The organism is Gordonia sp. LMA167 (assembly GCF_058130025.1).
Window position 1 is genome coordinate 3801458 of the sequence record NZ_CM176708.1, and the last position, 15218, is coordinate 3816675.

10 protein-coding genes are annotated in these 15218 nt (G+C 66.4%); 3 read left to right on the plus strand and 7 right to left on the minus strand.

The genetic code is table 11. From position 1 onward, the window contains the following. Positions 1-3 precede the first annotated feature (3 nt). The 4 genes from ACVT6V_RS17325 to ACVT6V_RS17340 all read right to left on the minus strand — a co-directional run bounded on the left by ACVT6V_RS17325 (position 4) and on the right by ACVT6V_RS17340 (position 8866). On the minus strand, positions 4-930 hold the full coding sequence (locus tag ACVT6V_RS17325; protein WP_489894884.1) for an ABC transporter ATP-binding protein: 927 nt from the start codon (positions 928-930) through the stop codon (positions 4-6). A gap of 80 nt (positions 931-1010) precedes the next feature. Beyond that, complete coding sequence (gene otsB, locus ACVT6V_RS17330) at positions 1011-5000, minus strand: trehalose-phosphatase (RefSeq protein WP_489894886.1); 3990 nt, start codon at positions 4998-5000, stop codon at positions 1011-1013. Positions 5001-5103: 103 nt separating this feature from the next. Next, entirely contained in the window at positions 5104-7455 is a 2352-nt protein-coding gene (locus tag ACVT6V_RS17335; RefSeq protein WP_489894888.1) for an arylsulfatase, read from the minus strand. A 28-nt stretch (positions 7456-7483) separates the two neighbouring features. After that, the gene (locus tag ACVT6V_RS17340; protein ID WP_489894890.1) at positions 7484-8866 is read right to left on the minus strand and encodes an MFS transporter; all 1383 of its coding nucleotides are present in this window, start codon (positions 8864-8866) and stop codon (positions 7484-7486) included. A gap of 328 nt (positions 8867-9194) precedes the next feature. On the opposite strand from ACVT6V_RS17340, the gene ACVT6V_RS17345 reads away from it, so the two are divergent. Continuing rightward, positions 9195-9392, plus strand: a complete 198-nt coding sequence (locus ACVT6V_RS17345) for a hypothetical protein (RefSeq protein WP_489894892.1) — start codon at positions 9195-9197, stop codon at positions 9390-9392. 17 nt (positions 9393-9409) lie between these two features. On the opposite strand, the gene ACVT6V_RS17350 is transcribed toward ACVT6V_RS17345, so the two are convergent. Continuing rightward, positions 9410-10423, minus strand: a complete 1014-nt coding sequence (locus ACVT6V_RS17350; RefSeq protein ID WP_489894894.1) for an AraC family transcriptional regulator — start codon at positions 10421-10423, stop codon at positions 9410-9412. Between the two features lie 117 nt (positions 10424-10540). On the opposite strand from ACVT6V_RS17350, the gene ACVT6V_RS17355 reads away from it, so the two are divergent. Continuing rightward, on the plus strand, positions 10541-12880 hold the full coding sequence (locus tag ACVT6V_RS17355; protein WP_489894896.1) for an arylsulfatase: 2340 nt from the start codon (positions 10541-10543) through the stop codon (positions 12878-12880). A 49-nt stretch (positions 12881-12929) separates the two neighbouring features. Continuing rightward, positions 12930-13889: a formylglycine-generating enzyme family protein gene (locus ACVT6V_RS17360; protein ID WP_489894898.1), complete on the plus strand. Its 960-nt coding sequence runs from the start codon at positions 12930-12932 to the stop codon at positions 13887-13889. A 23-nt stretch (positions 13890-13912) separates the two neighbouring features. Here ACVT6V_RS17360 and ACVT6V_RS17365 read toward each other — a convergent pair whose 3' ends face one another. After that, a complete protein-coding gene (locus tag ACVT6V_RS17365; RefSeq protein ID WP_489894900.1) occupies positions 13913-14551 on the minus strand; it encodes a carboxymuconolactone decarboxylase family protein in 639 nt (212 codons plus the stop codon). Positions 14552-14575: 24 nt separating this feature from the next. Next, positions 14576-15142: a VOC family protein gene (locus ACVT6V_RS17370; protein WP_489894902.1), complete on the minus strand. Its 567-nt coding sequence runs from the start codon at positions 15140-15142 to the stop codon at positions 14576-14578. Positions 15143-15218: the final 76 nt, after the last annotated feature.

Consider the following 15218-nt stretch of genomic DNA (forward strand, 5'->3'; position numbering starts at 1 on the left):
CGGTCATCTCGGTGTGCGCGCATCGTCGACGGTCGTGGGCGCCCACGTCGCGCTGTCGCGGTAGTGGCGTAGGAAGATGTCCTCCAGCGTCGGCGGCGAGCTCGTGAGATCACGCACGCCGAGCGCCGCGAGTGTCCGCATGATGTCCTCGAGTGCGACCGCGTCGGCGTCGAACCGGACGGTGTGTCCGTCCCGGACGAGGTTGTGCACGCCGGGCAATACGTCGATCCCGGTCGGTTCCTGCCGCGTCTCGGCGGTGATCGCCACTCGGCTGAGATGACGCAGTTCGGCGAGAGTTCCGCTCTCCACGGTTGTGCCGAGCCGGATGATCGTCACCCGGTCGCACAGCGCCTCGACCTCGGCCAGGATGTGGCTCGACAACAGCACGGTCCGTCCGCGCGATCGTTCCTCGGCGACACAGCGCTGGAATTCCGCTTCCATCAGCGGGTCCAGTCCGGCAGTCGGCTCGTCGAGGAGCAACAGTTCGGCATCCGACGCCAGTGCGGCGATCAGAGCGACCTTCTGTCGATTGCCCTTCGAATAGGTGCGTGCCTTCTTCCGGGGATCCAGGTCGAAGCGTTCGAGGAGAGCGTCGCGGCGTTGCCGATCGGAGTCGCCGCGCAGACGGCCCATCAGATCGATCACCTCGCCGCCGGTGATGCCCGGCCAGAGACTGACCTCGCCGGGCACATACGCGAGTCGGCCGTGCAGTGACACCGCATCGCGCCAGGGATCGCTACCGAGCACCCGGATCGTGCCGCTGTCCGCACGCAGCAGCCCCAGCAGGACGCGGATCGTGGTTGTCTTACCCGAACCGTTCGGGCCGAGGAAACCGTGCACCTCTCCGGCGTGCACGGTGAGGTTCAGTCTGTCCAGGGCTCGGACATGCCCGAACGACTTGGTCAGTCCCGAGATCGAGATGGCGGCCACCTTTCCAGGGTCACCCAAACGCCGGCTGCGCGCGAGGGCCGAATGTCCCTTCGGACAGTGACAGCGGCACCGATCCGGTGTCAGTGGAATGTGACGACGCCGCCGGCGCCGAGTTGACGGACCACCGAGCGACATTCGACAGCGATCGGATCGACTCGACGCTTCTCCGAGGCGATTCGGACGCCGTTGCCGCTGACCCGTAGCTGCAGGCGATGGCCGCGATAGAAGATTCGAAACGACAGAGTGCCGAGCGCTTTCGGCCAGTGGGGATTGACGATGAGGCGATTCTCGCGCAATTCCAGACCGGAGAAGCAGCGCTGCAGAAGGTCGATGCTGCCGGCCATGGCGGCCAGATGAATGCCCTCCGAGGTCGTGCCACCCTGAATATCCGCGACATCGGACAAGAGCACGCGTTCGAAGAAGTCGACGGCTCGCGCCCGGTTCGCCCGAGCGAGCACCCACGCATGCACCACCGAGCTCAACGTCGAGCCGTGCGAGGTACGCGCCAGGTAGTAGTCGATGGTGTGGGGGATCATCTCCGGCGGCAACCCATAGCCGAGGTGCTCGAGAATCGTGCGCAGCTCATCGGCAGACAGTAGGTAGAACAACATCAGGACATCGGCCTGCTTGGAGGCCCGGTAACGGTTCACGTCATCGTGCTCGGCCTCCAGTATTCGATCGAGCCGTTGAATGTTGCCGTACTTCGCGCGGTAGGAATCCCAATCCAGTTCTGCCAACGCCTCGTAGCCCTCGAACTGGCTGATCGTGCCGTCGTGAAAGGGTACGAACATGCGACACGCCAGCTCGCGCCAGTGCTCGAGTTCCGGCTCACGGAGGCCGATCTCGTCGAGCAGGTTGACACGATCGCGCTGCGGGATCGCCGCGAGTGCATCGAGCGCGCGCCCGAGCACCCAGACAACCATGACGTTCGTGAAGGCGTTGTTGTCGATTCCGTCGTACGGCGCTTCCGGATATCCGGCGTGGAACTCGTCCGGCCCGATCACCCCGCGGATGACATACCTGTCGTGCGTCTGGTCATAGGTCGCCAGCGACGCCCAGAACCTCGCTGTCTCGACGAGTAGCTCGGTGCCACATTCGATGAGAAAGTCGAGGTCGCCGGTGACCTGGAAGTACTGCCACACGTTGTAGGCGACGGCGAGGCCGATGTGATGCTGACGTGCGCTCGGGTCCGGGTTCCATCGTCCCGAACGTGGATTGAGGTGAAGCTTCTGGCTCTCCTCGCGCCCGTCGCTGCCGGACTGCCACGGGAACATCGCGCCCCGATATCCTGCCTCGCGGGCGAGCTGACGTGCCTCGGGCAGCCTGCGGAAGCGATAGCGGAGCAGGGCCTTGGTGAGTGCGGGCAGACGCGGATTGAGCACCGGCAGGACGAACAACTCGTCCCAGAAGATGTGTCCGCGGTACGCCTCGCCGTTGAGTCCGCGCGCGGGCACACCCGCATCGAGTTCGACGGTGTGGTCGGAGACCACCTGCAGCAGATGCAGCAGGTGCACCCGGATGACACGCTGTGCCTCCGGGTGGCCGTCGAGGTTGATGCAGAACAGATCCCAGAGCTTGACGAAAGCGCGCGCGTGGTCGGCGAGGAGCTCGCGAAAGCTTCCCAGCCGGGCCAGCCATCGCGAGGCCGCCTCGCCGGGTTCGGAGATACCGTGGTCGCGCGAGGTGTACAGCGTCACCACCTTCTCCGCGGTGACGCTGTCGCCGGCGACGACGTCGACAGCGATCCGGTGGCCGACCCGGCGGCCCTCGTCCATGAGTCGGTAGCGGCCCGGCAATCGTTCCCCGCCACGCCAGAGGGTGGTGCGGGCGGCCAGAGCCACCGCGATGCCGGATTGATTGGTGCGCGCGGTCAGCAGCACCGAATCCTCGGACAGGCGTGTGGTCCGGTGCGCCGTGAGGTGGTCGCTCGCCAACTCGCGGTACCGTTCGACCAGACTGTTTCGGACGTCGCCATCGAGCATCGAGCAGAACTCGATCGTGCCGGACCAGTCCTCCGCGGTGATCGTCGTCTCCAGGGCACAGACATGCGGCTGGTCCATCGACACGAACCGGCGCTGCCGCAGCGTCGAGACCCGGCCCGCCGGGTCGCGGAAACGGACGTCGCGGGTCAGGACCGCGCGCCGAAGATCGAGGGACTGCCGGAACGACATCAGTTCCACGTCGTCGATGTCGAACCATGCGCCGTCGTCGATCCGGAACGTCAGCGGCAGCCAATTGGGCAGGTTCACCAGGCTCTCGTTGTCGATGTCGGTGCCGTCGACGTGGTCGATCAGTCGGTTGAACAGCCCGGCCGCGTAGGTGCCGGGGTAGTGCACTTGTCCCGCATCGCATTCCGGTGCACACCCGCGGCTCGCGAGGTAGCCGTTACCGACGGTGCACAGTGCTTCCCGGAGTTTCTCGGCGTGCGGATCGTAGGCGTCATATGTCAACGACCAGGCACTGGTGGGCTCGCGAGACTGTTCGAGCAGATCGGCGATGCGGCCCAGCAGCTTGGCCAGCGCGCCGGGGGAGTCGACGGCGAACTGTGCGGCGGAGCGGCGGTCCTTGTTCTCCGCGGCACGGACCACCACGCCGATCCCGTCGGTGGAGACCTGGTCGAAGGCGTCCTCGTCAGTGATGTCGTCGCCGAAGTAGATCGGTATGGCGTCGCCGGGGACGTCCATCCGGTCGAGGATCCAGCGCAGTGCGCGACCCTTGTCCCAATCCACGTCGGGGCGCAGTTCGATCACCATCCGCCCCGGCACGATCCGCAGACCATGCGTGCGACCGACCGCCCGTGTTGCCGCCGTGATCTCGCCCACGCGATCGGTGTCGACGTTCCGGTAGTGGACGGCAACACTGAACTTCTTGTGTTCCAGCAGAATTCCCGGTATCCCATCGAGCTGATCACGTAATTTCGTTGCGGCGGAATCGACTTTGTCGGTGGATCCCAGGGCGACCTCGTTGACGTAGTGCTCGCCCGCCGGCCCGACGAGCTCGGCGCCGTGGCTTCCGGCGTACCAGATCCCGTCGAGACCGACCCGTGCGCGCACGTCGGGGACGTCACGGCCGCTGAGGACGGCGACCGGGCACACCGTCGAAAGTCGGGTCAACGTCTCGGACGCACCGTCGACCAGGGCCGCGGCGGCCGGATCGCGAACGATGTCCGACAGCGTGCCGTCGAAGTCGAAGAACATCGCCGGGGTGCGCGTGGCCGCGATGGAATGCAGGTGATCGAGATAGGTCCGGGCATCGGGCATCGTCGAGATCCGGGCACCGCCGAGGCGGACCGTGACCTCGGCGAGGTCGGTGACCACGACGTCCGCGCCGGCACGCACCAACGCATCCGCATCTCCGGTGCGGTCTACGCCGATGACGAGTGCGAACCCGCCGGCGCGGCCGGCGGCGATGCCCACCGCCGCATCCTCGACGACGACACAGCGTCGCGGCGTCGCCCCGAGCCTGCGGGCGGCCTCGAGGAGGGTTGCGGGATGGGGCTTGCCCGGCAGGCCGAGTTCCTCGGCGACCACACCGTCGACCCGTGTGGAGAACAGATCTCCGATACCCGCGGCCTCCAGGACCTGCGCGCAGTGACGGCTCGACGAGAACACTCCGCAGGCGATCCCGAATGCTTTGAGCCGCCGGATCAGTGCGACCGTGGAGGCGAACGGTGCCACACCGTCGCGATCGAGCATCTCGAGATAACGGACGGTCTTGCGATTGCTCATGCCCCAGACGGAATCGGTGTCCGGTGGATCGTCGGGCGTGCCGCGGCCGACGGTGATGCCGCGGGAAGCGAGGAAGTCGGTCACCCCGTCCTCGACCGGTTTGCCGTCGACGTATCGCCGATAGTCGTCATCGGTGAACGGCGATCGAACGGCGCCGTCGAGGTCAGGGTGTCGCCGGAGGTAGTCATCGAACAGCTCCGCGCACGCGGTCGCGTGTACCGATGCGGTGTCGGTGATCACGCCGTCGAGGTCGAAGATCACCGCATCGTGGAGACGGGCGTCGATCGTGACCACGCGGGTGGCGGATTGCTCGTCGGGAGCCACCGTCCCGGACATCGTCATAGGACCAGCATCCCCCCTGCGACGTCGTGCGGTGTCCGAATCACGGGTGATTGGGACTTTGGTCTGTCGTTGCCGGGCGACAGACCAAAGTCCGCGGTCCCGCCTACTGTGTCGCCATGTGGATGCGCGAGAACAACTCCGCTGCAGCCAGCTTGGACTCGTCGGTGGCCACCTCGTCGAAGGACTGGCCGCCTTCGATGTCGACCATCGCACGGTGCAGCTTTCCGGTGAATCGGAAGGGGGCCTCGTAGGCATTGGAGACCGGAGTGATCAGATCGCAGCCGATGTCGAACGACTCCTGGACCGTGTAGCGCATCGGTACCTGTTGCGCGAAGGTGCCCGCACCGATCACCTCGGTGCCCGCGCGTAACGTGACCCGGCCTCCGGTGCCCAGAGTTCCCGGCTCATCGCACTCGATCTGGGCCGACACGATGTAGCGGCCCGCCGGAAGCGGCGCGTCGGAGGACACCCGGTAGCGGTGCTCGGAGAACCAGTTGTGCTCCCAGTGCAGCCTGCCGTCCTGCACGAAGAGCGTGTACCCGGCGGTACGCCCACCACAGGAGATCAGCACGCCTTCCGTCGCCGGGTCGAGGATCTCGATCTCGGCGGAGAGGACATGATCGACGTTCTTGATCGGCGGCGACGAGGTCTCCGGAATGCGCACTGTTCCCGCGAAGTACGTGAAGCTCTTCTTGCCGGCGATGTGGCTCGGCCGCAGGCTCACGTCCGCGCGTTCCGAGAACCGATCGTCGAGGGGCAGCACGTTGTACTTCGCGGCCTCCGTCATGAAGAGGTCCTGTAGCTCTCGGAGCTTGTCGGGGAACTCCGCGGCCAGGTCGTGGGCCTGAGAGAAGTCCTCGTCGACGTTGTACAACTCCCACGTGTCCGCGACGAAGTCGGCCGAACCCCGCATCTGCCACGGGAGCTTGTGCCGACACCCGGCCACCCAGCCGTCGTGGTAGATGGCGCGGTTGCCGAACATCTCGAAATACTGCGTGCGACGCCGGCCGTCGGCGTCGGCATCTGTCCAGGTGTAGGCCATCGAGGTGCCCTCAACGGGGGTCTGCTCGGCGCCGTTCACCCGCGTCGGGTGCGGGATGCCGACGGCGTCGAGGATGGTCGGCGCGATGTCGACGACGTGGTGGAACTGTGAACGCACCGTGTCGTTCTCGTCGATGTGTCCGGGATAACGCATCACGAGTCCATTGCGGGTGCCCCCGAAGTGCGAGGCCACCTGCTTCATCCACTGGAACGGGGACGAGCCCGCCCAGCACCACGGCACCGGATAGTGGTTCTCGTGGTTCGGGCCGCCGATCTCGTCGATGTGCGCCAGCATCGTGTCCAGGTCGTCGTGGAATCCGTGCTGGGTCTTCATGTTGTTCAGCGTGCCGGTGAGTGTGCCCTCCGCGCTGGGCCCGTTGTCGCCGATGATGTAGATGACGAGAGTGTCGTCGGCGACCCCGAGCGTGTCGAGTGCGTCGATGAGGCGGCCGGCCTGGGCATCGGAGTGCTCGAGGAATCCGGCGAACACCTCCTGCATCCGGGCGTACAGGCGCTTGGCGTCGTCGGGCTGCTCGTCCCAGGCCGGAATCTCATCCGGACGCGGGGTCAACTCGGTGTCCGCGGGAATGATGCCCAGGGCCTTCTGCCGTTCGAACGTCAGCTGCCGCTCGTGATCCCAGCCGTGGTCGAACGCGCCCCGATACCGATCCGACCACTCTTTGTCGACGTGATGGGGCGCGTGAGCGGCACCTGGCGTCCAGAACACGAAGAAGGGCTTGTCGGGAGCCGAGGCCTTCTGATTCGTCATCCACTCGATGGCCTTGTCCGCCATCGCCTCGGTGAAATGCCAGGTCTCGTCGGCGCCGGGAGTGCGCTCGATCGGCGTGGTGTTCTCCCACAACGGCGTATTCCACTGGTCGGCCTCACCGCCGAGGAACCCCCAGTAGTACTCGAAGCCCTTGCCCGTCGGCCATCGGTCGAACGGCCCGGCGGCACTGGTCTCGTGGTCGGGGGTGTTGTGCCACTTGCCGAATGCGGCCGTGCTGTAGCCGTTGAGCTTGAGGATCTCGGCGACCGATGCGGATTCGGGGCCCCATTGCCCGTCGTAGCCGGGGAACGCGGTCGCCAGTTCCATGATGTTGCCGGAGTGCACCGAATGATGGTTGCGGCCCGACAGGAGTGCGGGGCGCGTGGGCGAGCACAGGGCGGTGGTGTGGAATCGGTTGTAGAAGGCGCCTTCGGATGCGAGTTGTTCCAGGCGTGGGGTCTTCGCCGGGCCGCCACACAGGCTGGGCTGACCGAAGCCGACGTCGTCGAGCATGATGACCACGACGTTCGGTGCTCCCGCGGGGGCGGACGGTGAACTCATCACGCCCGCCTCTGAATCGTGGTAGGTCACACCGATCTTCCCGGAGAACGGTTCGGGCGGTAGCGGCAGGTGGTTGCGGCTCATGATGGCTCCTCGTTGGTTCTGTGGTTGGTCAGTGCGTGGTCGCGGTGCCGAGCCGACCGGCATCGGTGTTGCGGTAGCGCCGGATGAGGGGGAGCAGGAACAGGAGGAAGGCTGCGGGGATGATGGAGAATCCGAGCAGCAGGCCCTCGAGCGCGGTGGCGGACTGCGGGATCGCGTGCGTGGAGGAGACGAAGCCGCTCCCGGCGAGGATGAGGCTGTAGCAGAGCGGACCCAGCGCGTGGGAGCCGTTGTCAGCGGCGGTCCACAGTCCGGTGAAGGCGCCGGCCTGGTCTCGTCCGGTGCGCTTGGTGTCGGCGGCGATGGTGTCGGGCAGCATCGCGAAGAGCGGAACCTGGGTGCCCATGGTCGCGACCCCGATCAGGGCCGCGACGACGACGGTGGGGAGCAGGCCGGCTTTGACGGCGGGGTAGAACGCCGCGGCACTGGCCGCCCACGCGCAGATCATCAGCATGAACATGCGCGGTTTACCGGTGCGACGGGTGTAGCGGCCGATCAGCGGGGCCGAGAGGGCGCTTGCTGCCGTGAGTACGAGGAACACGATGGCGGTCTTCGCCTGGCCACCCAGGTAGTACGTGGCGACGTACGGCAGACCGGTCATCGCCATGGTCTGGAAGATGACCATCAGCGCGTAGGTGGTGACCAGGAGGAAGAACGCCGTGTTGCCCCGTGCGCTTCGGAAGGATTCGCGCAGACCGAGTGCCTGACCACCGTTGCCGGAACCGGAGTCGGAGCCGGTGCCGGATCGGACCCACCGTGTCGAGCGCGCCGGCACGATCATCGCAACCAGGAGGCCGATGCCGACGACGACGGCCATGGTTCGGTAGGAGGCCATGGTGCCGTGACCGACGAGCTTGGGAGCGATGACGCCGCCGATCAGGAATCCGAACGTGAAGAACATCGACCGCCAGGTCATGATCCGGGTCCGCTCGACGGGAGAGTCGGTCATCTCGGCTGCCAGCGCCGTCTGGGGGACCTGGAACAGCAGGTAGCCGGTGGACGCGAGGAGGAAGGCGACCAGCACCCACAGCGCCCCGATGCTGCCGGTGAACGGGGAGGCGAAGGTCAGCACGAAGAAGACGGGGAGCGTCAGCGCGCCGATCCACATCAGTTGTTGGCGCCGACGGGTGCGGACCGCTTCTCGGTCGCTGAGTGCTCCGGCCCATGGGCTCAGCAGGGTGTCCCACAATTTCGGCAGCGCGACGATGAGGCCGGCCAGTCCGGCGGCGACTCCGACGGTGTTGGTCAGGTAGATGATCAACAGCAGGCCCGGAGCGGTCAGAAACGTGTTCGAAGCCAGAAAGCCGGTGGACCAGCCGAACAATCGGGGCCGCGACACGCTGGACGTCTTGGGTCTCGGGGATGTTGTGGCGGGGACTTCGGTGAGGGACATGGCGGAGATCCTTCTGTGTGGTCGGGGCCGAGTGGCTCCCAGTGTGCGACCTGAATCACAGGACAAACTTGACTTGAGATGACACGTATTTGACTTGAGAGGTCACGGTTCGTCGCGTCGCGTCGGTGTACGGCGATGAGGGCCCCGTACAGCACCTCGCCCGCTGATCGAGTAAGTCGCCTCACCGATTCGCGTAAGGGAGTCTCCTTCCGCTGATCGAGTAAGCGAGGAGCGTCAGCGGCGAGAGCATCGAGATCACCTGCATGACAGGGAGATTGGTCTCGATGCGCTCCCTCGCTTGCGCTCGGTCACTTACTCGACCAGCGAAATGGCGATCTCGCTGCTGACGATCACTGGGAGCTTGACCGGCGAGATGGCGATCGGGTTGCTGGGGATCGGCGGGAGTTCGACCGGCGAGATGGCGATCGGGTTGCTGGGGATCGGCGGGAGCTCGATCAGCGAGATGGCGATCGGGTTGCTGACGATCAGCGGGAGCTCGACCGGCGAAATGGCGATCGGTTGCTGACAATCAGCGGGAGCCGATCAGCGGTCGGCGAGCTGGTTGCGATAGGCGCGGGGGCTCGTGCCGAACCACCGACGGCATGCGCGGGTGAGCGCGCTCTGCTCGGAGTAACCGAGTTCGCGGGCGATGAACGTGAAGCTCAGGTCGGTGTCCCGGAGGTAGCGCTCGGCGACGTCTCGTCGGACATCGTCGACGAGGTCGGCGTAGGTGGTGCCCTGTGACTCCAGGCGTCGCTGGAAGGTTCGGGGGTGCATGGCGAACTGCTGCGCGATCATGTCCAGCGTCGCCCCGGTGGGCAGCAGGTGGCGGATGAGTTCGCCGGCACGAACGATCAGGCTCGTCTCACGTGCGGGCAGGACGGTGTCGAGGTAGCGCCGGATCACCTCGTTGGCGGCGCGGTCATGGCTGAGCGGTCGATCGAGATCGCTGGTGCGCAGCACCAACCCGGCACGCGGCTGTTCGAATCGCGGAGCGCAGCCGAAGTAGGCGAGGTAGTCCTTTCGGCCGGTGAGCGCGCGATGGGTCAGGTGGACCTGCAGTGGCCGGTACTCGGGACCGAGCAGGAACCGGAACACCTTCAGCGACACACCCAGGGCGAGCTCTTGGGTCTGGGCATGCGGAGGGAGATGGTCGAGCAGCGGGCGGATCTCGTAGAAGGCCCGGGCGTCGGTGTCGGTCGGTTCGAGCGTGACCGCGATCGCCGGTCCGTAGGCGCCGACATACTTGACCCCGATGGCGACGGCGTCGGCCACGTTCCGGGCCGTCCGCACCGCGACCCCCAGTGGTCCGAGGATCTCGACGCCTTGTCGGCGGTCCGCGAGTAGCCGTCCGAAGTCGACTCTGCCGGTGGCCTCGGCCGCGCTCTCCATGGCCGTGATGTGACTCCGATACGGGATGAAGACGTCGTGGTTGCCGGCATCCTCGGGGCGCAGCCCGGCCGCGCGCAGCAGCAGGTCGGGATCGGCGCCGAGCTCGGCGACCTGCTCCCGATAACCGGTCAGCACCGATCCACGGATGACGGACACGCCGGCCATCTTCCGGTGGGTTGTCGTGTCAGGTCAAGTAGTCGTCGCCTCAAGGCAAGTTTGTTGCCCGTCCAGCCGCGCACGATCGATGTCATTCCGCATCGACATCCCGCGAAAGGAACCCCGATGGTCCACGCCGACTACCGCACCAGCCTCCCGATTCAACCGCCACGTCCCGCGCCGACCACCGCGGTCGATGTGCGTCACGCCGAGACTCCCGCCCCGATACAACCGTTGCGCCCTCCGGCCGGCGCGCCGAACGTGGTGATGATCCTGCTCGACGACATGGGCTTCGGCGCGTCGTCGGCGTTCGGCGGTCCGTGCCGGATGCCGGTCGCGGAGCGGCTCGCCGCCGACGGCCTGCGCTACACGCGTTTTCACACCACCGCGATGTGCTCCCCGACCAGGGCTTCGTTGCTGACCGGTCGCAACCATCACACCGCCGGGATGGGCGTGATCACCGAGCTCGCCTCGGCATTCCCCGGCTACTCGTCGACGCGACCCGACTCTGTCGCCACGCTGCCGGAGATGTTGCGGCGCAACGGGTATGGCACCAGCTGCTTCGGCAAGTACCACCAGACACCCACCTGGGAGATGAGCCGGTCGGGCCCGTTCGACCGGTGGCCGACAGGTGAGGGCTTCGAGAAGTTCTACGGTTTCATGGGCGGCGAGACCGACCAGTACGCACCGACCCTGTTCGAGGGCACCACGCCGGTGCAGACGCCGCAGGGGCAGAGCTACCACCTGAGCGAGGACATTGCCGAGCGTGCGATCGCCGACATTCGTCAACAGCAGACGCTCTCGCCGGACAAGCCGTTCTTCAGCTATCTCTCGTTCGGCGCCGTGCACGCACCGCACCATGCGCCGGCGGCCTACGTCGAGTCCTACCGCGGCGACTTCGACCACGGGTGGGACGCACAGCGTGAGCAGACGCTGGCGAAGCAGAAGGAACTCGGCATCGTGCCCGACGACACCGAACTGAGCGCACGTCCGGACGAGATCGGGTCGTGGGACGAGCAGCCGGAAGACGCGCGGCGTCTCTACGCGCGGATGATGGAGGCCTACGCCGCCATGGCAACCCACACCGACGAGCAGATCGGCAAGGTCGTCGACGCGCTCGACGAGATCGGTCAGCTCGACAACACGATCATCATCTACATCCTCGGCGACAACGGCGCGAGCGGCGAGGGCGGACCGCACGGCTGCCTCAACGAGTTCGCCACCTACAACCTCGAGCCGGCCACCGTGACCGAGATGCTCGAGCGGATCGACGAGATCGGCGGGCCGAGCCTGTTCAACCACTACCCGGTGGGATGGGCGCATGCGATGAACACCCCATACCAGTGGACCAAGCAGATCGCCTCCCACTGGGGTGGCACCCGCAACGGGATGATCGTGCACTGGCCCGCCGGCATCGAGTCCGCCGGGGAGAACCGGCATCAGTTCACCCACGTGAACGACGTGGCGGCGACCGTACTCGAGGTCGCCGGTCTGCCCGAGCCGACGATGGTCAACGGCGTGGCCCAGAAGCCGCTCGAGGGCGTCTCCATGGTGTACTCGTTCGACGACGCCGACGCCCCCGAGCAGCACACCACGCAGTACTTCGAGCTGTTCGGCAATCGCGGGATCTACCACGACGGCTGGTCGGCGTGCACCATCCACGGCATCCCGTGGGTGTTCGACGGCGAGACCCCCAGCTTCGCCGACGACGACTGGGAGCTCTATGCCCCCGATGACCACAGCCAGGCCCACAACCTGGCAGCGGCAGAACCCGAGCGGCTGGAGCAGCTCAAGGACCTGTTCCTCATCGAGGGCGCAAAGTACAACGTGTTCCCGCTCGATGACCGCAAGGTCGCGCGGCTGCACGCACCCTCGGTGGGCCGGCCGCAGTTGATGGACGGGCGGACCACGCTGACGCTGTTCCCCGGGATGTCGCACATGAACGAGAACGTCGTCCCCGACACCAAGAACTGCTCGTGGCGGGTCAGTGTCGAGGTCGAGGTCGGTGCGGCCGATGCGGGCGCCCTGGTCACCCAAGGGAGTCGGTTCGGCGGCTGGGCGCTCTATCTCTGCGAGGGGGTCCCTGCGTTCCACTACAGCTGGATCGATGTCGAGCACTACGAGATCGTCGCCGACGATCCGCTGATCCCGGGAGCGCACACCGTGGAGTACGACTTCAGCTACGACGGTGGTGGTGTCGGCAAGGGCGGCATCGGGCGGCTCTTCGTCGACGGGGTCTGCGTCGGCGAGACGGTGCTCGCGCACACCGTGCCGTTCCTGTACCACACCACCGACGGACTCGACGTGGGCGCGGACAACGGGTCACCGGTGTCGGATGACTACGGCACCCCGGGCGGTCGTTTCACCGGCACCATCCGCCGCGTGGTGCTCGAGACCGACACTGACAAGGGTGACGAGCCCGGGGCCGCCGAGGCCCGGCTGCGCGCCCAGCTCGCCACCCAGTGAATTACAGTGCGATCTCGCGGTCTCGGACAGTAACCCGGAGGGGACACGGATGGATTCTCACATCGAACAGTCGGGTTGCTGCACTCCGGCGCGATCTTCCGGCGCAGCCGCGGTCGGTACGGGGTCGTCCGGACCGGTAGCCGGGCCCGGGGACGTGGACACCGAATGGGTCCGCATCCCCGCCGGCGAGTTCCTCATGGGCACCGAGGACCCGGTGGGGTTCCCGGGTGACGGGGAGGGGCCGGTACGTCCGGTGTATGTCGATGCGTTCCGGATCGCCCCGTATGCCGTCACCAACAACGACTACGCCGCCTTCGTCGACGAGACCGGATATGTCACCGACGCAGAGCGATACGGCTGGTCCTACGTGTTCGCCGGCTTTCTGCCGTCGAGCCTGAGGCGGGGCGCACCGCGACCGGACCAGACGCCGTGGTGGTGTGGCGTCGACGGCGCGTATTGGGCGGCACCGGAAGGGCCCGGGAGCACCGTCGAGGACCGTGGGCGTCATCCTGTCGTCCACGTCTCCTGGGATGACGCGCAGGCCTACTGCTCGTGGGCCGGCGCGAGGCTGCCCACGGAGGCCGAGTGGGAATGCGCGGCGCGCGGCGGTCTCCGCCACAAGCGATACGCGTGGGGCGACGAACTGCAGCCCGACGGCGAACACCGGTGCAACATCTGGCAGGGCAGCTTCCCGACGAAGAACACCGCCGACGACGGGTACCGAGGTACCTGTCCGGTGGATGCTTTCCCGCCCAACGGGTTCGGTCTGTACAACGTCGCCGGTAACGTCTGGGAGTGGTGCGCGGACCGGTGGGGCATCACCCATGCAGCAGAGCGTTGTGTCAACCCGGGCGGACCCACCGACGGACCGGCGCGGGTCATCCGCGGCGGTTCATACCTCTGCCACGACTCCTACTGCAATCGCTACCGGGTGGCCGCGCGAACCGCGAACACGGCCGACAGTTCGACGGGCAACACCGGCTTCCGGTGTGCGCGGGATGCACACTGACTCGGGTTCGCCGCCACCCACCGTCACTCGCCGGCGAGATCGGCCGACAGGTCGGCGACCTCGACACCCTCCGGGATCTGCACCTCGGCGATGCGCTCGGGAACGTCATCGAATTCGAGGCGCAGCGCCTTGCACATCGTCGCGTGCATGTCGTACAGAGCGGTGATGTAGGTCAATTGAACGATCTGTTCGGAAGACAGGTGCTCGGTCAGCACCTCGAACACGCCGTCGGGGACCCGGCCGCCGTCGAGGACGAGGCCGTCGGCATAGGCGAGGACGGCGCGCTCCAACGGCGTGAAGAGGTCGCTGACCTGCCATGCGGGGATGGCTGCGATCTTCTCCTCCGGCATGCCCAGGGAGCGCATCTGTTTGCAGTGCTGCGAGAAGACGAACTGACTGCCACGAGCGTAACCGGCGCGGCCCTGTCCGAGTTCGCGCAGTAGCGGATCGAGAGATGAGTTGCGGTACAACGAGAATCCCCGGACCGCATGCCGGAAGACATCAGGCGACTGCGCGAACACGGTCCACCAGTCACCCGGGGTGGCGTGAATGGTGCCGTGATCGACTGCCGGGTCCTTGTCCGGTCCGAAAAGCCGGTCGTAGAAGTACAGGATCTTGTCGTCGGTGACGTCGGCGCGATGGACCTCGGGAAGGCGTGGCATCGGGTTCCTTTCGGGTTCGTCGGATCAGTGGCCGGTCGGAACGCGGCGATCGGCAGCGGTCTTCGGTTCGTGGACTACGTCATCTTCAGTGAATTCCCTGGTCCAACAAGCGAATTCAAGAAGAATGCCGTCGGGATCCTGGAAGTAGAAGGACCGCACGAAGGTGCCGGGATGGACGTGGCGAGAGACGCCGGCCGGGCTGTCGTCGTGGTTGAGGACAGGGCTCACTGCCACGCCTGCCTCCGCCAAGCGCGTCCGGTAGTTGTCGAACTCCTCTGGCGGAACCGCGAACGCGACATGGTTCATCGATCCGACGGCGCTCGCGAGTTCGCCTTCGTCGGGGCGGCCCTTGGGTGCCGCGATGCCGGGTGCGGCATCAGGGGAGTCGGCCAGCCAGAAGAATGCCACCGAGTTTCCACCGCCGCAGTCGAAGAAGAAGTGCTGGCCCAGGCCGCCGGGGAGGTCGAGGGTCTTGATCAGAGGCATCCCGAGGACACCGGAGTAGAAGTCGATGGTGCGGCGCATGTCTGCGCACACCAGTGCGAGATGGTTGATGCCACGGAGTTCGAACGTGGTGTTTTTCGAGGTCATCGAGCTTCCTTCCGTGGGAGAATCGATCGGTGGACGTGCCACCGTGTACGAGTCGGCCCGTAGATGACTTGACTGT